A 20,764-nucleotide genomic window follows, 5' to 3' on the forward strand; every position below is an offset into this window, starting at 1 on the left:
TCACGGTATGAAGAGGATTTTTGAGAACATCAAAAATAAGTTTTCACACGGCTTCGGGCCCGCGTGGGCGGGCTCGAAGCTTCTTTTCTTGCCCATAATCGCGCTCGCCGTCATCGTCGCGCTGCTCGTCGTGCTGATGATCGTAGGCAAAAAAACGCCGTATCAATTCGATTCCAGAAGCTACAGTGAGCACCGCTACAACCCCGGCTGGTCGGAGTTCTCGCAGGACGACGTGTCCGAATCGAGCAGCGATTCCGGCAGCGATCAGAGCGAGACGGACGAACAGTACTACGAGCGTATGTCGAAGCTGCTGCGCGATTCCGTCGCGTGCAACGTCGAGCGCGAGGGCTACACCGAGACCGCCGCGAAGAGCATAAAAACGGGCAGCTTCTATAAGATCGTCTACGGCGCTGACGACAACGCGATCCGCGTGGCGCCGGATATAACCGACGCGCGCACGACGCGCACTTCGGACGGCTTCAACACCGTCGTCACTCCGGATGTGACGATCTACCACGAGCCGCGCCGCGACTCGAACTCGCAGGAGTTCCTGCTGACTCCGGCGGCGGAGGGCGGGTACTATATCATCTCGAAATCCTCCGGCAAGATGCTCGCCGAGGTCGGCGGTTATCCGATGCTGCGCGACGCCGGCTTCGTCTCCGGGCGCCGCTGGGACGTCAAAAAGGCGGAAAGCGGCAGGTACGTCATAACCTCTCTCTCCGACGGCGGCGTGCTGAATATGTACCACGGCCAGCTCGTGCTTGAAAAGGCGGAGCTGATGGACGACGACGCGTGGTTCATCTACGAGGTCGACCCGTCGGCGTCGTGGCAGAGCGTGTTTGTGGATAACTTCGAGCCGGGATACATCTCGGCGATGTGGACCCGCAAGGGCAACGACCTGACGACCGACGGAAGCTGGGTCTTCGACGGCGGCAGGATAGAGATAAAAGCGCGTCTGAAGCAGGGAGCCCGCGCGTATATGACCGCGCTGACCGCGACCGGCGAAGCGGCGCGCGTCGATATCTTCGACGCCTCGACCTTCGACGAAACGCTGCGCTGCGGCGTTTCCTTCACCGACGGCGCGACCACCGTCAAGCACGGGCAGCTCGGCGTCGGAGCGGGGCTGACCGACTGGCACGAATACGCGGTGGAATGGGATTCCGAGCAGGTGCGTTTCTACTTTGACGGCGTTATGTACTCCGTCTTCAACGTAACGACCGACGCGGCGCGCGCCTCCTTCAGCGGCACGCTGATGACGCTCTCGATCGAGGGCTTCGCGCCGCCGTATTCGGAGAATATCGACTACGTGAAATTCCGCAAGCGCAGGGGCGAGACGCTCTCCGTCGCGGGAGGGGGAACGCCTCTCGACCCGACGGCGACCGCCTCCGCGGGCGGCGCGTGTCACGGCGCGGCCGCGGTGAACGGCGGCTACGCGATCGCCGTTGCGGACGGCGTGGAGTTCTATTCCGAAAGCGGAAACAGATACAGAGTCGTTTCCGGTTTCGACGGCACCGCGACGTCGCTGATACCCGCGCGCGGCGGCGACCTTCTGCTCGTCCTCTGCCGCGGCGGCAAAAACGCCTACGTCATCGATTGCGTGACGGGCGCGTATAAGACGCTTTCCGGCCATACCGACAGCATAACCTGCGGCGCGCTCGCGGTCTCGGGCGTCTGCGTGACCGGCGCGAGGGACGGCACGATAAGGATATGGGGCGCGGAAAGCGGCAATATGATCGCGGTGATTAACGCCGAATCGGTGCCGCGCTCGGCGGATATAAATTCGGTCGGCGACCGCTTCGCCGTCGGCTTCAACGACGGCTACGTGCGCGTTTACAACACGCAGTCGCATAAGCTTTTCACCTACTTTAACGGCCACGACTGCGCGGTTACCGCGCTTGACTTCATAAACGACGGCAAGCTCGCCAGCGGCGACGCCTCCGGCAAGCTGATGCTCTGGGATCTCTACGTGAATATCAGATATTATACGTCAAGCCACTGCCTGAGCGCGATCAACGGGATATATTACTACGGCGGCGCGCTCTACACCTCCGGCGGCGACGGAGCGATCCGCCGCTACGCGCTCAGCGAGCCGGTCGAAATAACCGCGGTGCGCGCCCTTCACGGCGCCGCGGTATGTGAAGCGGACGTGCGCGGGGCAGTCCTCAGCGTCGGCTACGACGGCAGGGCGTTCCTCTGCGACGCGGAGCTGAACGTCAGGTACGAATTGAAAGGAATGACGGGATTTGCCGCCGGCTGCGCCGTCTCAAACGACGGTAAGCACGCCGTCGTTTGCGCGGAGAACGGGCGATTGTGTTTCTATTCGCTGTAAAAAATAACGGAAAAACCGGGATCGGCAGCGGGATCGACCGCTGTCGGTCTTATTTTTCACTTGACAAAACCGCTGTTATATTGTATTATGATAGTTTGTTAGAGGGCGCTTTACGCGCTCAAACCGCGCTTGACGCGTTGATTTGAAAGGAGAAAACACAGGTAACCCATATGGATGGTGGAAGTATAATGCCGGTTTTGGCCGGCACATCAGCGGCTGACGCCGCATCGCAGGTCTCCGACGGAGGAGACTTAACGGGCATATTGCTCAGGATACTTTTATTGATAGTGCTTATCGCCGTCAACGCCTTCTTCGCGGCGACCGAGATCGCGGTGATCTCCGTCAGCGAAGGCAAGGTCAGGAAGATGGCCGAGGAGGGCGGCAGAAAAGCGAAACGGCTGCTGAAGTTCATCGACAATCCGGCGAAGTTTCTCGCGACGATCCAGGTCGGCGTGACCTTCGCGGGACTCATGGCGAGCGCAAGCGCGGCGAAAAGCTTCGTGACACCGGTCAGCAATCTGTTCTGCGAGCCGTCGAGCGCGTCGAGAGGCGCGGTCGAGGTCGCGGTGCTCATCGGGCTGACTCTGCTGCTTTCATTTCTTATGCTCGTCTTCGGCGAGCTGGTGCCGAAGCGCATCGCGATGCAGAAATCGGAAAAGCTGGCGCTTGCGGTTTCCGGCGTCGTGACGGGGATATCAAAGATATTCGCCCCGTTCGTCTGGCTGCTTACCAAGACGACCAACGGCGTGCTGCGCGTCTGCGGCATCGACCCGAACCTCAACTCCGAGGAAGTGACCGAGGAGGAGATACGCATCATGGTCGAGGAGGGCGAGGAAGCCGGCGTCGTCGAGCAGTCGGAAAAAGAGATGATAGACAACGTCTTTGAGCTCAACGACATCCGCGTAAGCGAAATAATGACCCACCGTACCGAGATCGAAGCCATCTCCGTTGAAGACGGCATCGACGAAGCGGTCGATATCGCGATAAAAGAGGGCTATTCCCGCATCCCCGTTTACGATGATACGATAGACGATATAATCGGAGTGCTTTACGTCAAGGACCTGCTGAAGTTCGTCACGAAGAACGCGCCGAAAAACTTCAACATTAAAACGATACTGCGTCCGGTCTACTTCGTGCCGGATACGAACACCGTTTCCGAGGTGCTGCGCGAGCTGCAGAGCCGCCGCCAGCACATCGCGGTCGTGCTCGACGAATACGGCGGCACAGCCGGCATCGTCACGATGGAGGACCTTCTGGAAGCCATCGTCGGCAGCATTCAGGATGAATACGATAACGAGGACGAGGAGATCGTCAAGGTCGACGAGAGCGTCTTCGTCATCGACGGCGCGTCCGATCTGGAGGAGGTCTCCGAGAGCATCGGCGTAGAGCTGCCCGAGGGAGAGTATTCCACCGTCGGCGGAATGCTCATCGACCGGCTCGACCGCGTCCCCGACGACGGCGAAACGCCCGTCGTGGAGTTCGACGGCCTGCGCTTCGAGGTGCTGAAGATCGAGGATCACCGCATCCAGAGCGTCCGCATCACCAAGCTGCCCGAAGGCGAAGAAGCCGCGGGCGAAAACGAGTAATTTTTACGGCGCAAGCCGGAAGGGAAGATACAAGATGAGATATACGGGAGTAACTTCAAGAGGAATAATCGCGCCTATTTTCCAGCAGGGCGACGACCTTATCGCCGGCGTAACGTCGAGCATAATCAAGGCGTCCGCCGAAGAGGGCTTCGCCCTTCACGACGGCGACGTCGTGGGCGTTACCGAAGCGGTCGTCGCGAGAACGCAGGGCAATTACGCGACCTGCGACCAGATCGCCGCGGACGTCCGCGCCAAGCTCGGCGACGGCGTTATCGGCTTGGTGTTCCCGATTTTGAGCAGAAACAGATTCGCGATAATGCTCCGCGCCTTCGCGCGCGCGGCGGGCAAGCTGATCGTACAGCTTTCCTACCCCTCCGACGAGGTCGGCAACCCGCTTCTGACCTGGGAGCAGGTCGACGCCGCGGGAGTCGATCCCTACAAGGACAGCTTCACCCTCGAGCAGTTCCGCGCGAAGTTCGGCAACGACACCGTGCATAAGTTCACCGGCGTCGACTATATCGAATACTACCGTACGCTCGGCGACAACGTGGAGATAATCTTCTCCAACGACCCGCGCTTCATCCTTAACTATACCAATAACGTCATCAACTGCGACATCCACACCCGCCGCCGCACCGAGCGCATTCTGAAGGAAGCCGGCGCGAACGTCTGGGCGATGGATAAGCTCATGACCGCGCCCGTCGACGGCAGCGGCTACAACGAGAAGTACGGTCTGCTCGGCAGCAACAAGGCGACCGAGGAGAAGGTCAAGCTCTTCCCGCGCGACGTCGGTTCCTTCGTCGAGAAGCTCGCCGCGGCGCTCTACGAGGCGACCGGCAAGCATATCGAAGTCATGGTCTACGGCGACGGCGGCTTCAAGGATCCAGTCGGCGGCATCTGGGAGCTCGCCGACCCGGTCGTTTCCCCCGCCTACACCGCCGGTCTCGAGGGCACGCCCAACGAGCTGAAGATGAAGTACTTCGCGGATAACGAGTTCGCCTCACTGACGGGCGAGGCGCTCGCCGAGGCGATGCGCTCCCGCATCCGCGAGAAGGATAAGAGCCTCGTCGGCAATATGCAGTCGCAGGGCACGACTCCGCGCCGCCTGACCGACCTGCTCGGCAGTCTTTGCGACCTGACCAGCGGAAGCGGCGACAGAGGCACCCCCATCGTGCTGATCCAGGGCTACTTCACCAACTTCGCTACCGAGTAAGGCGAAAACAATGGAACGTATACGCATGTCGTATACGTTCTTTTTTGTTCTTTCCGGGCGCGACGTTGCAGAGAAAATGCGTTTCGCGCCGCGAAACGCAAACATCGCGGAGAATTTACGCAAATCAGAAAAAAGATATTGACACGGCGCGATTTTGGTGATATAATCTAACCGCTGATAAGATAAAAACTTCAGCCGCACTCTTTTGGGCGCGAAATATACTAAAAAGATATAAATGTCGGATAAAGAGGGGCTTTCGGCCCCTCTTTGTTTTCAGAAAAAAGAGGGGCACGGGCCCCTTTTTATTTTTTATCAAGGAGGAAAAGAAATGGAAAAAACACGTTCAACGAAGCGTGCGCTGGTAAGCAGTCTGCTTGTGCTGGCGCTGTGCTTCACAATGCTTGCGGGGACCACGTTCGCGTGGTTTACCGACAGCGTGACGTCCACCGGCAACATCATCAAAGCCGGCAATCTGAAGATCTCGATGAAATGGGCGAACGGAACGGAGGATCCCGCCGCAGCGAGCTGGAACGACGCGTCCGCCGGAGCGATCTTCGATTATAGTCTCTGGGAGCCCGGCTACACCGAGGTCCGTCACATTGCTATCGCCAACGATGGCAGTCTTGCGCTTAAATACAAGGTGCAGATTGCCGCCAACGGCACAGTATCCGCGCTTGCGGATGTGATCGACGTTTATTACTACGATCCCGCCGTGCAGATCGCGTCCCGCGCCGATCTTGACGAAAGCAAGCGTATAGGCACGCTCGCGGAGGCGCTTGCCGGTATGTCCGCCACCGCCGAAGGCGTGCTCGTGCCGGTCGGCAAGGAGGGCAACGGACTCAGGAGCTCCGAAACCCTCACTATCGCGCTCAAAATGCGCGAGTCCGCCGGCAACGAGTATCAGGGGCTGTCCATCGGCACAGACTTCTCCGTCAAGCTTGCCGCGACGCAGTACAGCTTCGAGGCGGACAGCTTTGACGAGACCTACGACGCGGCGGCGGATTATGACAGATCCATTTCCGTCGCCACGCCTGCGGAGCTTGCGGCTGTCGTCGCCGAGCTCAACGGCAACGAGCGCGCCAACGAAGAGACCGTCATCAAGCTCGCCGAAGGCACCTACGGCGATCCGGTATCCGTCGAGCTCTATCCGAACGCCGCGGATTACCACGCGAACGGCTATATCAATAATATGGCCGCCGCCGACGCCAACGACATAGTGCTCAAGGGCGAAGGCGACGTCGTCTTCACAGGCGGGCTCACGATCAACGGAGGCAACCGGGCGCAAAGCGGTCTTTCCGCGCTGCGGCAGGGCAACGGCAGAATCGTCATCGATGGTCTGACATTCAAGGGCGTCCTTCAGAGCGGCGACGTCGACACGGTGATCGTCAGACTCGCTAAAGCCGCCCACGACGTTGTGTTCAGGAACTGCACCTTCATCGATCAGACGCATATCAACGTCGGCACCTCCGGCAACGGGGCTGCGGGAACGGTCATCTTCGAGAACTGTTCCTTTAATAATGCGGCCTGCATCAGCGGAGTTTGGTATGACCTGCAGCTTATCGGCTGCACGGGCAACATCGATTCGGGCCACGGCAAGGGCTTCATCAACGGCGCCCGCGCCGGAGAAACTCTCGTGAAGGACTGCGTGTTGGACGTCGGCAGTATCGCGTACTTCGCCAGAACGAACGGCTCGGATATGAACGTTGTCTTCGAGGATTGCGCCTTCACCGGCACGCCCGCCAAGACGGTCAACCTCAGGGGCAGCAATCAGGCCGTCGCTTTCAGGAGATGCACGCTGAACGGCGGTCAGATCCCGGCGACGCCCTCCGACGGAGTCGGAACGAACGGGAATACGCTGATCATCGAATAAAACCTGCTTTTCCGAATAAAAAAGAGCGCACGGACGTGCGCTCTTTTTTTATATGTCAATCTCGTTCTGCCTTATTTGAAGTAATCTTCAACAATATACCGCGGTCTCGCCTTCGTTTCGAGATAGACCTTGCCGACGTATTCGCCGACTACGCCGACGGCGGTGAGGTTCAGACCGCAGGCGGCGGCGATCGCCGCGAGGATTATCGTCCACTGCCATTCGGGGTGTCCGCAGGCGGTCACTATCGAGAAGGCGATCAGCGCCGCGAGCCCGAGCGCGAGAAGCGTCACGCCGAGCGTAAGTATCAGCCGTATCGGGCGCACCGACATCGAGGTGACGCCCTGCCACGCCAGCGCGAGCATCTTTTTCAGCGGATATTTCGATTCGCCCGCCTTGCGCTCGTGTCTGGCGTACTCCACCGTCGCGGAGGGGAAGCCGACCAGCGGCACGAGCCCGCGCAGGAAGAGGTTGACCTCCTTGAACTCCGCGAGCGCGTCGAGCGCACGGCGGCTCATCAGGCGGCAGTCGGCGTGCTCCGGCACGATCTCAACGCCCATTTTTTGCAGCGTTTTATAATAGCGCCGCGCCGTGCGGCGCTTGAAGGCGGAGTCGCTGCTGCGATCCGAGCGCACGCCGTATACGACGTCGAAGCCCTCGTAATACTTATCGAGGAAGCCGTCTATGACCGCGACGTCGTCCTGCAGGTCGGCGTCGATGGAGATCGTCATATCGCAGTCGTCCTTCGCGGCGAGCAGTCCGGCGAGCAGGGCGTTCTGGTGCCCGCGGTTGCGCGAGAGCTTCAGCCCCGCGGCGTAGGGGCTGACGGACTTCAGCCCTGCGATGAACTCCCACGTGCCGTCCTTCGAGCCGTCGTCGACGAAGAGCACGCGGCTTTCGGCCGAAACGCGCCCCGCTTCCGCGAGCTCCGCGACGCGCCCGAGCAGCACGCGCGAGGTCTCCGGCAGCGCCGCCTCCTCGTTATAGCAGGGCACGACGATATAAAGCGTATCGATATTTCTCACGGAGTTTCACTCCCTTGCTGTGATTATTGCAAGAAAACCTTAAAAATTACGATTTCGGAGCAGATAATCACACGTTTTGTGTACTATTTACATATTATCATAAATAATCCGAAAAAACAAGTGCGGACGCGCGAAAACTCGCTTCCGCGTCAACTTTCACTTGCAAAATCGCCCGTTTGGTATTATAATATATTCTGTATAGTAGGATAATTTTGGGATAATGTATTTTGTCGCCTTCGGGCGAAGGAAACGGCCGTCGGAAAGGGGCGTGGAACGCATGAAAAAACCGATTGCAATACTGATCGCCGCGGCGCTTGCGTTCGCGCTCGCAGCGCCCGTATGCGCGCTGACCGTGCCGGAAAAGCTGAACGTCCCGACCGGCGTCGCCGCGGAAAATCTGCTCGCCGAGGAATACCAGTACCGCACGCTCGTCTACTTCACGCTCCAGGACGATATAATCGAAGTTATGTCCACCGAGCCGTCGCGTTATAACGCGCTGACCATGGAGGGCAAGCTGTACGTGCAGTTCTCGATCGACGGCGGCAACTGGACGAGCTTCTATTTCACCTCCGCGGACGACGAGGGGAACGAGGCGCAGCGCGTCTGGAAAAAGCTGACCGTCACGCGCAAAAACAGCGTTTCCGTGCTCAACCTGATGCGCGAGCAGGAGCGCTCGCAGCTCCCCGACGACGTCTACTACTACGATCCCGAGCTGCCGCAGAACAGCACTCTGCTGAACGAGGAACACGAATTCCGCTTCCGCGTCCGCGTGGAGCTCGAATGGATAGACAAAAACGACCTTGTGACGAAGAGCGTCACGTCGCCGTGGTCGGCGGCGGTGACCGCCTCCACGAAGGTGACGGAGGATACGCTTCCGCAGACGCTTCGCTTGCCCGCGGTCGTGTCCGCCGAGCCGCTCGACGGCGCGAACGGCGCGGAGCTTTCCGTGACCGCGAAGCCGCCGGTGCAGGTGAAGCTCGTCGACCGCTTCCTCCGCGAAAACGGCAGCGCGGGAGTCGCCCTTCGCGCGCAGGTCTCGCTCAACGAGGGCGAATGGCTGGACGCGCCCGCCGCGGAGTCCGCGCCGGACAAGGCGCGCTTCACGCTTCCGGCGGAGCCGGAGTTCGCCTCCGCCGCTTCGGTCAAACGCAGCAACGTCCGCGTCCGCTTCAGCTACGCCGCCGAAGGCAGGGAGCTGAACTCCGAATGGACCGAAGCGACAGCGATAGGCGAGTATTCCGATCAGGGCAACAACCCGAAATTCGAGGCCCCGTCCTTCCTGATGAATACGTTTCTGGGACTGAAGGTCTGGATATGGATGCTCGCGGGGATCGCGATACTGCTCGCGGTAACGGCCGCGGCGCTCGTACGGGGGAGAAGATATTGATCATCATCGGCATAGATCCGGGGCTCGCAACCATCGGCTTCGGAGTCATAGACTACGCGGGCGGGCGCTTCAGAACGCTCGACTACGGCGTGCTGACCACGCCGGCGCATACTCCCGTGCCCGAGCGGCTGGAGCAAATCTTCGCGGACGCTTCCGCGCTTTTCGCGAAATACCGCCCCGACGCCATCTCGATGGAGGAGCTGTATTTCAGCAAAAACATCACCACCGGCATACCCGTCGCGGAGGCGAGGGGAGTTCTGCTCCTCGCGGCGCAGAAGACGGGGGTCGGCGTCTACGAATACAATCCCGCCGAGGTCAAGCAAGCGATCGTCGGCTACGGCAAGGCGGAGAAAAAGCAGGTAATGGAAATGACCCGTATGCTGCTGAATCTCAAGCAGATACCGCGTCCGGACGACGCCGCCGACGCGCTCGCCGTCGCGGTATGCCACGCGCACTGCTCCGGCTCGCTGAACGTCTACGAAATGAACCGCGGCGCCGCCCGCAGAAATATAAGATAACGGAGAAACGCTATGTATCATCATCTCAGAGGCATACTTGACAGCGCCGGCCCCGGCTGGGCGGTCGTCGACTGCGGCGGCGTAGGCTACTACGCCGGCGTGTCGAGCAACACCTACCGCAGTCTGCCCGCGCTCGGCGAAAAGGTGAAGCTGCTCACTCACTACGTCGTCCGCGAGGACGCCGCCGAGCTTTACGGCTTTTTGACTCAGGAGGAGCTGGACTGCTTCCGCAGCATGATCTCCGTCAGCGGCGTCGGGCCGAAGGCGGCGCTGGCGATACTTTCGGAGCTTACTCACGACCGCTTTGCGGCCGCGGTGTCGGCGGGGGACTACAAGCTGCTGACGCTCGCTAACGGCGTCGGGCCGAAGCTCGCCCAGCGCATCGTGCTCGAGCTGAAGGGCAAGCTCGGCGATATATCCGAGCTGGTGGGCGGCGACGTTCCGCAGGTGCGCGGCAACAAGGCGGAAGCGGCGCAGGCGCTCGAGGCGCTCGGTATGAAGCCGCGCGAAGCGGCGGCGGCGGTCGCCTCCCTCGACGGTGATATGACCGTCGAGCAGCTGATCGCGGCGGCGCTCGGCAAGCGCTGAACCGAAAGGAGAAGTTGATATGCAGATGGATTACGAAGATTTCGACGAGGGCCGCTTCGTCGCCCCCGAAGAAAATATATACGACAGAGACATAGAGAACACTCTACGTCCGCGCACGCTCGACGAGTACGTCGGGCAGGAGAAGGTGAAGGAAAACCTCCGCATCTTCATCGAAGCGGCGAAGAAGCGCGGCGAGCCGATCGACCACTGCCTGCTCTACGGGCCTCCCGGTCTCGGCAAAACCACCCTCGCCGGCGTCATCGCCAACGAGATGAATACGAATATCCGCGTCACGAGCGGCCCGGCGATCGAGAAGCCGGCGGACCTCGCGGCGCTGCTGACCAACCTCGGAGAAGGCGACGTGCTCTTCATCGACGAGATACACCGCCTTTCCACCGCGGTCGAAGAGGTGCTCTATCCCGCGATGGAGGATTTCGCCATCGACATCATCATCGGCAAGGGCCCGTCAGCGCGCTCGATACGTCTCGACCTGCGGCGCTTCACGCTGATAGGCGCGACGACCAAGCCCGGCTCGATCTCCAACCCGCTGCGCGACCGCTTCGGCGTGCTTTTCCGGCTTGAAATGTACTCCCTGCGGGAGCTTGCGGACATCGTCACGCGCAGCGCCGGCATCCTCGGCATCAACTGCGCGCCGGACGGCGCGATGCAGATCGCGAAATGCAGCCGCGGCACGCCCCGCGTCGCCAACCGCCTGCTCAAGCGCGTCCGCGACTACGCGGAGGTCATGGCGGACGGCGTCATCACCGCGGAGGCGACCGCGAAGGCGCTGGAGCTGATGGAGATCGACTCCCTCGGCCTCGACACCGTCGACCGCCGCATCCTCGGCGCGATAGCGAACACCTTCGGCGGCGGCCCCGTCGGAGTAGAAACGCTCGCCGCCGCGACGGGCGAGGAGTCCGCGAGCATAGAGGACGTCTACGAGCCGTATCTTATGCAGCTCGGCTTCATCAACCGCACGCCGCGCGGCAGGTGCCTGACGAAGGCGGCTTACGAATACCTCGGCATCCCCGTCAAGGAGGACGCGCAGATCAAATTCGACGTTTAAGAGACGTTAAGGAGAAACTATGAGGATTGCAAACGGCTGGCGCGATTACGAGCTGCTCGACGCTTCGGACGGCGAACGCCTGGAGCGCTGGGGCGACTTCTGCGTCGTGCGCCCCGACCCGCAGGTGATATGGACGACGGATAAAAAAGACCGCCGCTGGCGCGAGTTCGCCGGCCGCTACCACCGCTCCGAAACGGGCGGCGGACGCTGGGAGGACAGAGGCCTTCCGGCGCAGTCGCGTATCAGCTACGGCGGCTATAACTTCGTTATCAAGCCGATGGGCTTCAAGCATATGGGCATCTTTCCGGAGCAGGCGGTCAACTGGGACTACGCCGCGGCGAAGCTGAAAAAGCGTCCCGGCGCGCGCGTGCTCAACCTCTTCGCCTACACAGGCGGAGCGACCGTCGCCTGCCTCGCCGCCGGCGCGCAGGTCACGCACGTCGACGCGTCGAAGGGCATGATCGCGATGGCGAAGGAAAACGCCGCGCTCTCCGGCCTCGCGGACGCGCCCGTGCGCTGGATCGCGGACGACTGCCTCGCCTTCGTCCGCCGCGAACAGCGCCGCGGCAAGACCTACGACGCGATAATCTGCGATCCCCCGTCCTACGGCAGGGGAAGCGGCTCGCAGGTGTGGAAGCTTGAGGACGACCTTTACGTCTTCTGCGCCGAGTGCGCCAAGCTGCTCTCGGACGATCCCGTTTTCTTCATTCTGAATATGTATACCACCGCGCTCGCGCCGTCTGTCGGCGGGCAGATACTTTCCCTCACCGCGGGCAAGGGCGCGAACAGCCGCACGGCCAGCGACGAGATCGGGCTTCCGATAGTCAGCGGCGGGGCGCTTCCCTGCGGCAACACCACGATAACGGAGTTTTTGAAATAGCGAATGGACGAGTTTGTACGCTTTGAAAACGCCGGCTTCACCTACGGCAAGAGCGAAACGCCGGCGCTGAAAAATATAAATATGACCATCGAGAAGGGCGAATTCGTCGCGGTCCTCGGCCATAACGGCAGCGGCAAGTCCACGCTGGCGAAGCTCATCAACTGCATCCTTATCCCCACCGAGGGCAAGGTCTTCACCGCCGGCATGGATACCTCCGACGAGGCGAATACGTTTGAAATACGCCGCCGCGCCGGTATGGTCTTCCAGAACCCCGATAACCAGCTCGTCGCCACCGTCGTCGAGGACGACGTGGCGTTCGCGCCGGAGAACCTCGGGCTTCCGCGCGAGGAGATACGCCGCAGAGTAGACGATGCGCTGAACGCGGTCGGGATGTACGATCACCGCGAGTATACGCCCGCCAACCTTTCCGGCGGGCAGAAGCAGCGCGTCGCCATCGCCGGTGTGCTCGCCATGGAGCCGGAATGTCTGATAATGGACGAGGCGACCTCGATGCTCGATCCCGTCGGCAGGCGGGAGGTAACGGCGATAGCGCATCGGCTGAACGAGGAGCGCGGCATGACCGTCGTCTGCGTGACGCATCACATGAGCGAAGCGGTCTCCGCCGACCGCGTGATAGTTCTGAAGGAAGGCGGGATACTGCTCGACGGCGCGCCGCGGGAGGTCTTCTCGCAGCGCGAAAAGCTCGCGGAAAGCGGCCTGATACCGCCGCAGCCGTCGCAGCTCGCGGATCTGCTCCGCGGCGAAGGGTTCGACCTCCCCGCCGGAGTGCTCACAGCCGACGAGTGTATAGCCGCGATAAAAGCCCTTTTGAAAGGATAACCCGAATTGATAACCATTTCCACGGAAAACCTGACTCATACCTACTCGCCCGGCAGTCCGTTTGAAAAGACCGCCGTCAGCGGCGTGTCCTTCACGCTGAAAAGCGGCGACGTCATGGGCGTCATAGGCCACACCGGCAGCGGAAAATCCACGCTTATCCGCCACCTGAACGGACTTATGAAGCCGACGTCCGGCACGGTCAGGGCGGACGGCGAGGACATCTTCGCAAAGGGCTACGACCGCAGAAATCTGCGCCATCGCGTCGGCCTCGTTTTCCAGTATCCCGAATACCAGCTTTTCGACGAAACGGTCGAGAAGGATATCGCCTTCGGCCCGCGCAACATGGGCTGCGGCGATGAAGAAATAAAACGCCGCGTTGAGAAGGCGGCGGAGTTCGCCGGACTTACCGCGCGCGAGCTGAAGGCGTCGCCCTTCGAGCTTTCGGGCGGTCAGAAGCGCCGCGCCGCGCTCGCGGGCGTGCTCGCGATGGAGCCGGAGGCGCTGGTGCTCGACGAGCCCGCCGCGGGGCTCGATCCGATGTCGCGCCGCCGCATAATGCTCGACATACTCGCCTACGCGAAGGAGACGAACGCCGCGATCCTGCTCGTCAGTCACTCGATGGAGGATATCGCCGCCTATACCGCCACGGTCGCCGTCATGCGCGAGGGCAGATTCGTCATGCAGGGCGCGACGCGCGATATCTTCTCCCGCGTCGGCGAGCTCGCGGAGCACGGGCTTTCCGTGCCGCAGGTCACGCGCATCTGCTCCGAGACCGGCTGCGAAGGCACCGTCCTCACGGTCGAGGAGGGCGCGGAAGCGGTCAAAAAGCTGCTCGGGAGGGGTCCGTTATGAGAGACATAACCCTCGGCAGCTACTATCGCGCCGATTCCGTCATCCATAAGCTCGACGCGCGCGTGAAGATACTGCTCATGATAGTGCTGATGGCGGCGATCTTCACCGCGAACGGCACCGTTTCATACGCCGCGGTCTTCATTTTCAGCGCCGCGGTGATGCTGATGACGAAGGTGCCGCTGAAGCTGTATATGAAGAGCTTAAAGCCGCTGCTGATACTCGTCGTCTTCACCTCGCTGCTGAATATCTTTTACACTCCCGGCGTGATACCGCTTTTCGACTGGTGGATATTCCACCCGAAATTCGAGGGCGTTCTCTTCTCGCTGAAGATGATAGTTAGGATAGTAAGCTTGATAATCGTCAGCTCCGCGCTGATGTATACCACTACGCCGGTCGCGCTGACCGACGGGCTCGAATGGCTGATGAAGCCGCTGAAGCTCGTGCGATTCCCGGTGCACGAAACGGCGCTGATGATGACCCTCGCGCTCCGCTTCATCCCGACTCTGCTCGAAGAGGCGGATAAGATAATGAACGCGCAGAAGGCGAGGGGAGCGGACTTCGAGAGCGGAGGCCTCTTCCGCAGGGCGAAGGCGCTGATACCGGTGCTCGTGCCGCTGCTCGTTTCGGCGTTCCGGCGCGCTCCGGAGCTCGCCACGGCGATGGAGTGCCGCTGCTACCGCGGCGGCGAGGGCAGAACGAAGCTCCGCGTCATGAAGGCGGGATACCGCGACGCGCTTGCCGCGCTGATAGTCCTCGCGCTGCTCGGCGCGGTGATATTCGCAAGGGTGAAAGGAATTGACGTGCCCCCATGGAGCGAAATATTAAACTTGATATAACCTATATCGGCAGCGCCTACTGCGGCTGGCAGTCCCAGCGCAACGGCACGACGGTGCAGGAAACGCTCGCCGCCGCGATAGAGAAGCTGACCGGCGCGTATCCGAAGCTTCACGGCTGCGGCAGAACGGATTCCGGCGTCCACGCGAAAAACTACGTCTGCTCCTTCAGGACGCCGTCGAAGGCATCTGCCGAAACCTTCGTGCGCGGGCTGAACGCGCTGCTCCCGCGCGATATCGCGGTGAAGGCGGCTTCCGAAGCGGCGCCGGACTTCCACGCGCGTTTCAGCGTGACGGGCAAGCGGTACGAATACTGCATCCTCAATTCAAAAACCCGCGATCCGTTTTGGGATGGGCGCGCGCTCCACTACCCCTACCCGCTGGACGAAAAGCTGCTCGACAGAGCGGCGAAGGCGTACCTCGGCGAGCACGATTTCTCGGCGTTCTGTTCGGCGGGCGGCTCGGTCAAGGATAAAGTCAGAACGATAACGGAAGCGTCCGTGCGGCGCGAGGGCGACCTTGTCGTCTTCTCGGTCGCCGGCAGCGGATTCTTATACAACATGGTGCGGATAATGGTCGGCACACTGCTTGAGATCGCACAGGGCAAGATCGCGCCCGACGCGCTCCCGGGTATAATCGCCTCCGGCGACAGGAACGCCGCCGGCGCGACGGCGAAGCCGCAGGGGCTCTATTTAAGCGAAGTTTATTACGACTGAAAGCGGAGAGAGAATGAAACGCAAAACCGGAGAACGCGAACTGACGCGTGACGAAAAAATAAAGATACGCAGGCGCAAGCGCATATGGAAGACGGTCTTTTGGATAGCCGTCCTCGGCGTTGCCGCGTGGTTTTTCCTCTTCGGCAACGACGTCATCTCCTTCAAGGGAATAAAGAACTTCTTTATCGAGACCTTCACCTCGGGCAATGACGACAAGGTCGCCGCGCTGAACGGCACCTCCGTCGAAGACGTGAAGCTTATGGGCTCGGACGTGCTCGTCGTCAGCGATATCGGAGTTATGCTCATGAGCGGCAGCGGCAGGGAACTTCTGACCGCCCAGCACGGCTGTGCGCATCCCGCCGTCGCCGTTTGCGAAAACCGCATACTCATTTTCGACCGCGGGGGCATGCGCTGGGAGCTTTACTCGAAGGACGGGCTCATACGCTCCGGCTCCGCGCCGTACGGTATAATCGACGCAGCCGTCGCGTCTAACGGCAGCATGGCGCTCGTCACATCGTCCAAGAGTTACCACAACGAGCTGCATTACTACGACTCGGACGGCGAGGAAACATACGTCTGGTACTCCGCCGAAAACTACGTCTACAAGGTCGGCATGAAGTCGAACGGCAGGGCGCTTACCGCGCTCGGCATGAACTCCGACAGCGGAGAGACCGCGGTCACCGCGTTCCTCTTCGAGCCGCGCAGCAAGGCGGAGCCGGTCAAGGCGGCGCTCGGCGGTAATAATTTCTATTACGTGACATATAAAGGTAGTAACGTCACCGTCATCGGCGATTCGAACGCCGTTACGCTGAACGACGAGGGCGCCGTTGAATTCGATTACTCTTACGAGGGGATGGGGCTGCGCGGATATTCCTGCACCTCCGACCGCACGGTGCTCGCGCTCAGCAAATACGGCGTCGGCAGAGACTACGTCATAGTTTCGCTCGATGACGACGGCGAAGAAGCGGCGAAGGCGGACGTTTCCGTCGATTTCCGCTGCATTTCCGCCGGCAAGAGCGGAGTCGCGGTGCTCGGCTCGCACGAGGTAACGGTCTTCTCGAAGAAGCTGCAGCAGGAGGCGGTCGCGGAAACCTCCGCGGACGGCAGCTTCGCCTGTATTTCGGGCGACAACGTCTTCGTCTTCGGCGTCGGCAGCATATCGAAGGTCTCGATCTGACGAAAGGAGCGTCATATGAATATAGCGCTTGATATCATAGCGGTCGCCATAGTCGCCGCGTCCGTGCTTCTCGGCATAAAAAAGGGCTTTTTGAAGACGGTGCTCGCGCTCGCGGGAATGATCCTCGTCTTCTTCCTTGCGTATAAGCTCTCCGTCCCGCTGGGGAAGGTGATAGACGAAAAGATCGTCAATCCTTCGCTTCGCGGCACGGCGTCGAGCCGCATCGCCGACAAGATAGGCGTCGAGCTTCAGGAGGGCGACAAGGAAGCCCAGCTCGAGAGCTTCGAGGCCGAGATAGAGCAGAAAAACGATAGTGAGGAGGGGCTGACCGTCCTCGGCATCGGTAAGGAAAAGATAAAGCAGGCGGAGCAGGAGGCGTCCGGCAGCATTGTCAAAGGAATATTCTCGCTCGTCGATAAGCTTTCCGGCAGTGTTTCGCGTATTATCGCCGCGGTCGCGATAATCCTCGCGGGCGTGCTGATCCTCTTCGTGCTGAAGCTCGTCATACGGCCGCTTCTGAAGGCGGTGCACCTCGGCGGGTTCGATTCCGCGCTCGGCGGCGTGCTCGGCGGCGCGCGGGGTGTGCTTATAGTGCTGCTGCTGGCGTTCGTCCTGCGGCTCGCGCTTCCCGCGATCTCAAACACGATCAGCCGTGAGACCATAGACAAAACGCTGGTTTTCAAATACGCTTACTCACTCGTCGACGGCGAGTAACGATAAATACACTCTGATAAAGGGGCGATACCATGAATATCCCGAACATACTGACCATCTGCAGATTCATACTGATTCCCTTCTTTTTCTGGGCATACAAAGCGGAGAACTTTCTGCTCGCGGCGATCCTCTTTTTCGTCGCCGGCGTGACCGACGTGCTCGACGGATGGATCGCGCGCAGGTTTAATATGACCACCGACCTCGGAAAGATAATCGATCCGCTCGCGGACAAGCTGATGCAGATGTGCGCGGTCGTGCTTCTCGCGTGGGAGTTCCCGCAGCTGCTCTGGCTGCTCGCGGTGCTCTGCGCCAAGGAGGTCCTGCAGATAATCGGCGGCTTCAAGCTGATAAAGGATAAGAAGGAAATAATGCCTTCAAAGTGGTACGGCAAGCTGAACACGGCGATAATCTTCATCTTTTTGAGCTTGCTTATCTGGCGCGGCTACGGGCTCGAAGGACACATCGACGACAGCGGTGTTTCGTTCGGATGGGGCATTCCGGAATGGATATGCTATATAGTCTTCGGCATCGTCGTAGTGCTGCTCGTGTACTCCTTCATCCGCTACTACATCGAGGGCTTCAAGGGCGCGTACAAGCGCGCCGAGATAAAGGCGGAGCGTCACGCCGAGAAGGCGGAGAAGCTCGCCGAGCGCGCCGAAAAGCACGCCGAGAAGGCGAAGGAGCACGCGGATATCGCCGTCAGGAACGCCGAGCAGGCGGTCGAGAAGGCGAACGACCGCGCCGAACGCGCCGCCGCGAAAGCGGGGGAGGCCGCGAAGGCCGCCCGCAAGGACGAAACCGCGGATGACTGATACCTATACAGTCGACCACCGAAGAACAGGAGAACTGAAATGCTTTGCAGCAAATGTAAAAAACGCGTGGCGGTAGTCTTCGTCACGAAAATGGATAACGGCAAGCCGGTCAACGAGGGCTACTGCATACCCTGCGCCCGCGAAATGAACCTTCCGAACATCCGCAACATCATCGACCGCATGGGTATGACCGAGGAGGATATAGAAGCGGTCAACGAGAGCATGGCGCAGCTTATCGGCGACGGCGATATGTTCGAGCCGGGCGGCACCGCGCCGATGCCCTTCTTCCAGGTTTCCGGCGACAAGGAAAGCAGGGACGACGGCAAAAAGCAGAGGGGAAAAGGCAAAAAGACGCAGGAGCAGCCGGAGAAGGAGCAGAAGCGCAAGTTCCTCGACGGCTTCTGCATCAACCTTTCCGAGCGCGTCCGTCAGGGCAAGGTCGACCGCATCATCGGCCGCGACAGGGAGATCTACCGCGCCGTACAGATACTCAACCGCCGCATCAAGAACAACCCCTGCCTCATCGGCGAAGCCGGCGTCGGCAAGACCGCCATCGCCGAGGGGCTCGCTTACGCGCTTCAGCACGCGGACTTCATCCCTCCGCGCCTGCGCAAAAAGGAGATTCACCTGCTCGACCTGACCGCGCGGGTTGCCGGAACGCAGTTCCGCGGGCAGTTCGAGAGCCGCGTCAAGGGGCTCGTCGACGAGGTCAAGCGCGAGGGGAATATCATACTTTTCATTGACGAGGTGCATAACCTCATCGGCACCGGCGAGAGCGAGGGCGGCATGAACGCCGCCAACATCCTCAAGCCCGCCCTTTCACGCGGCGAGATACAGGTCATCGGCGCGACCACCTTCGGCGAATACCGCAAGTATATCGAGAAGGACGCCGCGCTCGAGCGCCGCTTCCAGACGATAAACGTCGACGAGCCGAGCGTGGCCGAGACCGCCGCAATCCTCGAGGGGATAAAGGGCTATTACGAAGAACACCACGGCGTGAAGCTGGACGACGGGCTCTGCTACAAGGCCGCCTCCCTCGCCGCGAAATACATCACCGACCGCTTCATGCCGGATAAGGCGATAGACCTTATCGACGAGGCGTGCTCCACCGCGAGCATCAAGAACAAGGAAGCGGCGAAGCTCGCGGAGCTGGAGGAAAAGATCGCCGAGCTTTCCGCGCGCGAGGAGGAGCTTACGAACAACGAGCCGTCCGAAGGCGGCGAGGAGAACAAGGACGATATCTTCAAAGAGATCGCCGACCTGCGCGTCGAGCGCTGCCGTCTTGAAGAGGACGCCGAGAAGCTCCGCCAAAAGAACCTCATAATGCCGGTCACGATCGCGGAGCTCGCCTCCGTCATCGAGCTGTGGACGGGCATTTCCGCCGACAGGATAAAGGAGCAGGAGTTCGACAAGCTCTCGCTGCTCGAGGAGCGCATCAAGCGCCGCGTAATCGGGCAGGACGAGGCGGTCGAAGCCGTCGTCCGCGCCGTCAAGCGCGCCCGCGCCGGACTGACGACGCGCCGCCGCCCCGCGTCCTTCGTCTTCATGGGCCCCACCGGCGTCGGCAAGACGGAGCTCGTGCGCGTCATGGCGGAGGAGCTTTTCGACACTAAGGAGAACTTCATCCGGCTGGATATGTCGGAGTATATGGAGAAGCATTCCGTCAGCAAGCTCGTCGGCTCGCCTCCCGGCTACATCGGCTACGACGAACAGGGGCAGCTGACCGAGCGCGTCCGCCGCAAGCCGAACTCGATAATCCTCTTCGACGAGATCGAGAAGGCGCACGCCGACGTGCTGAACATACTGCTTCAGATACTCGACGAAGGCCGCCTCACCGACGCCCACGGCAGGCGCGTGAACTTCGAGAACACCATCGTCGTCATGACCTCCAACGCGGGCAGCGGAACGGGCGTTTCCACCCTCGGCTTCACCGGAGGCGGCGGGGGCAGCTTCGATAAGACGAAGGCGGAGAAGGCGCTGAAAGAGATCATGCGCCCCGAGCTGCTCAGCCGTATCGACGACGTCATCTACTTCAACAGGCTGACGCTCGATAACTACAAGGACATCGCCGGCCTTATGCTCGACGAGCTCGCCTCCGGCATGAAGGATAAGGGGCTTAACCTCGAATACGGCGACGACGTCAGACTCTGGCTCGCCGCCCGCGCGGAAGGCAGTCAGCAGTCCGCGCGCGAGCTGCGCCGTCTGATACGCCGCAACGTAGAGGACGAGGTCGCGGAGCTGATGGTCACCGGAAAGATCAAGTCCGGCGTCGCGCTTTCCGCCGCCGGCGAAGAGCTCAGAATCACGGCGAAATAATTATTGAAAAATAATTAAAATAAAAATATAAAACCGAAAGGAAAG

The 20,764-nt window shown here is 60.7% G+C and carries 18 protein-coding genes; 17 read left to right on the forward strand and 1 reads right to left on the reverse strand.

Features of this window, described 5'->3' with window-relative positions:
* Nucleotides 1-7 precede the first annotated feature (7 nt).
* The 4 genes from IJL83_05090 (at nt 8) to IJL83_05105 (ending at nt 6,998) form a co-directional block, all read left to right on the forward strand.
* On the forward strand, nt 8-2,329 hold the full coding sequence (locus IJL83_05090; GenBank protein MBQ6552970.1) for a family 16 glycosylhydrolase: 2,322 nt from the start codon (nt 8-10) through the stop codon (nt 2,327-2,329).
* A 188-nt stretch (nt 2,330-2,517) separates the two neighbouring features.
* Nucleotides 2,518-3,915 (forward strand): HlyC/CorC family transporter, encoded by a 1,398-nt coding sequence (locus IJL83_05095; GenBank protein MBQ6552971.1) that lies wholly within the window; start codon nt 2,518-2,520, stop codon nt 3,913-3,915.
* Nucleotides 3,916-3,949: 34 nt separating this feature from the next.
* Nucleotides 3,950-5,128, forward strand: a complete 1,179-nt coding sequence (locus IJL83_05100; protein ID MBQ6552972.1) for a coenzyme F420-0:L-glutamate ligase — start codon at nt 3,950-3,952, stop codon at nt 5,126-5,128.
* Between the two features lie 328 nt (nt 5,129-5,456).
* Nucleotides 5,457-6,998 carry a hypothetical protein gene (locus IJL83_05105; GenBank protein ID MBQ6552973.1) on the forward strand — a complete coding sequence of 514 codons (1,542 nt, stop codon included), beginning with the start codon at nt 5,457-5,459 and terminating at the stop codon, nt 6,996-6,998.
* A 71-nt stretch (nt 6,999-7,069) separates the two neighbouring features.
* On the opposite strand, the gene IJL83_05110 is transcribed toward IJL83_05105, so the two are convergent.
* Nucleotides 7,070-8,011 carry a glycosyltransferase family 2 protein gene (locus tag IJL83_05110; protein MBQ6552974.1) on the reverse strand — a complete coding sequence of 314 codons (942 nt, stop codon included), beginning with the start codon at nt 8,009-8,011 and terminating at the stop codon, nt 7,070-7,072.
* A gap of 286 nt (nt 8,012-8,297) precedes the next feature.
* Between IJL83_05110 and IJL83_05115 the strand changes: the two genes are divergently transcribed.
* The 13 genes from IJL83_05115 to IJL83_05175 are packed head-to-tail and all read left to right on the forward strand — an operon-like array spanning nt 8,298 to nt 20,719.
* The gene (locus IJL83_05115) at nt 8,298-9,407 is read left to right on the forward strand and encodes a hypothetical protein (GenBank protein ID MBQ6552975.1); all 1,110 of its coding nucleotides are present in this window, start codon (nt 8,298-8,300) and stop codon (nt 9,405-9,407) included.
* Nucleotides 9,404-9,925 (forward strand): crossover junction endodeoxyribonuclease RuvC, encoded by a 522-nt coding sequence (ruvC, locus tag IJL83_05120; protein MBQ6552976.1) that lies wholly within the window; start codon nt 9,404-9,406, stop codon nt 9,923-9,925. The genes IJL83_05115 and ruvC overlap by 4 nt, the downstream gene beginning before the upstream one ends.
* Before the next feature lie 12 nt (nt 9,926-9,937).
* Nucleotides 9,938-10,513, forward strand: a complete 576-nt coding sequence (ruvA, locus tag IJL83_05125; GenBank protein ID MBQ6552977.1) for a Holliday junction branch migration protein RuvA — start codon at nt 9,938-9,940, stop codon at nt 10,511-10,513.
* A 19-nt stretch (nt 10,514-10,532) separates the two neighbouring features.
* The gene (gene ruvB / locus IJL83_05130) at nt 10,533-11,579 is read left to right on the forward strand and encodes a Holliday junction branch migration DNA helicase RuvB (protein ID MBQ6552978.1); all 1,047 of its coding nucleotides are present in this window, start codon (nt 10,533-10,535) and stop codon (nt 11,577-11,579) included.
* 19 nt (nt 11,580-11,598) lie between these two features.
* Nucleotides 11,599-12,459 (forward strand): class I SAM-dependent methyltransferase, encoded by an 861-nt coding sequence (locus IJL83_05135; GenBank protein ID MBQ6552979.1) that lies wholly within the window; start codon nt 11,599-11,601, stop codon nt 12,457-12,459.
* A gap of 3 nt (nt 12,460-12,462) precedes the next feature.
* Nucleotides 12,463-13,299, forward strand: coding sequence for an energy-coupling factor transporter ATPase (locus IJL83_05140; protein MBQ6552980.1), 837 nt, complete (start codon nt 12,463-12,465; stop codon nt 13,297-13,299).
* A gap of 6 nt (nt 13,300-13,305) precedes the next feature.
* Nucleotides 13,306-14,151, forward strand: a complete 846-nt coding sequence (locus tag IJL83_05145) for an energy-coupling factor transporter ATPase (protein MBQ6552981.1) — start codon at nt 13,306-13,308, stop codon at nt 14,149-14,151.
* A complete protein-coding gene (locus IJL83_05150) occupies nt 14,148-14,987 on the forward strand; it encodes an energy-coupling factor transporter transmembrane protein EcfT (protein MBQ6552982.1) in 840 nt (279 codons plus the stop codon). The genes IJL83_05145 and IJL83_05150 overlap by 4 nt, the downstream gene beginning before the upstream one ends.
* The gene (truA, locus tag IJL83_05155; protein MBQ6552983.1) at nt 14,960-15,700 is read left to right on the forward strand and encodes a tRNA pseudouridine(38-40) synthase TruA; all 741 of its coding nucleotides are present in this window, start codon (nt 14,960-14,962) and stop codon (nt 15,698-15,700) included. The genes IJL83_05150 and truA overlap by 28 nt, the downstream gene beginning before the upstream one ends.
* A 13-nt stretch (nt 15,701-15,713) precedes the next feature.
* Nucleotides 15,714-16,877 carry a hypothetical protein gene (locus IJL83_05160; GenBank protein ID MBQ6552984.1) on the forward strand — a complete coding sequence of 388 codons (1,164 nt, stop codon included), beginning with the start codon at nt 15,714-15,716 and terminating at the stop codon, nt 16,875-16,877.
* A gap of 15 nt (nt 16,878-16,892) precedes the next feature.
* A complete protein-coding gene (locus IJL83_05165) occupies nt 16,893-17,591 on the forward strand; it encodes a CvpA family protein (GenBank protein MBQ6552985.1) in 699 nt (232 codons plus the stop codon).
* Between the two features lie 32 nt (nt 17,592-17,623).
* Nucleotides 17,624-18,403, forward strand: a complete 780-nt coding sequence (locus IJL83_05170) for a CDP-alcohol phosphatidyltransferase family protein (protein MBQ6552986.1) — start codon at nt 17,624-17,626, stop codon at nt 18,401-18,403.
* Between the two features lie 39 nt (nt 18,404-18,442).
* Nucleotides 18,443-20,719 carry an ATP-dependent Clp protease ATP-binding subunit gene (locus IJL83_05175; GenBank protein ID MBQ6552987.1) on the forward strand — a complete coding sequence of 759 codons (2,277 nt, stop codon included), beginning with the start codon at nt 18,443-18,445 and terminating at the stop codon, nt 20,717-20,719.
* Nucleotides 20,720-20,764: the final 45 nt, after the last annotated feature.

It is taken from the genome of Clostridia bacterium (assembly GCA_017438525.1).
Taxonomy (GTDB): Bacteria; Bacillota; Clostridia; order Oscillospirales; family RGIG8002; genus RGIG8002.

Excerpts from the sequence above, each read along its gene's own strand:
- IJL83_05090 (MBQ6552970.1), top strand. The coding sequence starts at position 8 with ATGAAGAGGATTTTTGAGAACATCAAAAATAAGTTTTCACACGGCTTC.
- IJL83_05095 (MBQ6552971.1), top strand. The coding sequence starts at position 2,518 with ATGCCGGTTTTGGCCGGCACATCAGCGGCTGACGCCGCATCGCAGGTC.
- IJL83_05100 (MBQ6552972.1), top strand. The coding sequence starts at position 3,950 with ATGAGATATACGGGAGTAACTTCAAGAGGAATAATCGCGCCTATTTTC.
- IJL83_05105 (MBQ6552973.1), top strand. The coding sequence starts at position 5,457 with ATGGAAAAAACACGTTCAACGAAGCGTGCGCTGGTAAGCAGTCTGCTT.
- IJL83_05115 (MBQ6552975.1), top strand. The coding sequence starts at position 8,298 with ATGAAAAAACCGATTGCAATACTGATCGCCGCGGCGCTTGCGTTCGCG.
- ruvA (MBQ6552977.1), top strand. The coding sequence starts at position 9,938 with ATGTATCATCATCTCAGAGGCATACTTGACAGCGCCGGCCCCGGCTGG.
- ruvB (MBQ6552978.1), top strand. The coding sequence starts at position 10,533 with ATGCAGATGGATTACGAAGATTTCGACGAGGGCCGCTTCGTCGCCCCC.
- IJL83_05135 (MBQ6552979.1), top strand. The coding sequence starts at position 11,599 with ATGAGGATTGCAAACGGCTGGCGCGATTACGAGCTGCTCGACGCTTCG.
- IJL83_05140 (MBQ6552980.1), top strand. The coding sequence starts at position 12,463 with ATGGACGAGTTTGTACGCTTTGAAAACGCCGGCTTCACCTACGGCAAG.
- IJL83_05150 (MBQ6552982.1), top strand. The coding sequence starts at position 14,148 with ATGAGAGACATAACCCTCGGCAGCTACTATCGCGCCGATTCCGTCATC.
- truA (MBQ6552983.1), top strand. The coding sequence starts at position 14,960 with ATGGAGCGAAATATTAAACTTGATATAACCTATATCGGCAGCGCCTAC.
- IJL83_05160 (MBQ6552984.1), top strand. The coding sequence starts at position 15,714 with ATGAAACGCAAAACCGGAGAACGCGAACTGACGCGTGACGAAAAAATA.
- IJL83_05165 (MBQ6552985.1), top strand. The coding sequence starts at position 16,893 with ATGAATATAGCGCTTGATATCATAGCGGTCGCCATAGTCGCCGCGTCC.
- IJL83_05170 (MBQ6552986.1), top strand. The coding sequence starts at position 17,624 with ATGAATATCCCGAACATACTGACCATCTGCAGATTCATACTGATTCCC.
- IJL83_05175 (MBQ6552987.1), top strand. The coding sequence starts at position 18,443 with ATGCTTTGCAGCAAATGTAAAAAACGCGTGGCGGTAGTCTTCGTCACG.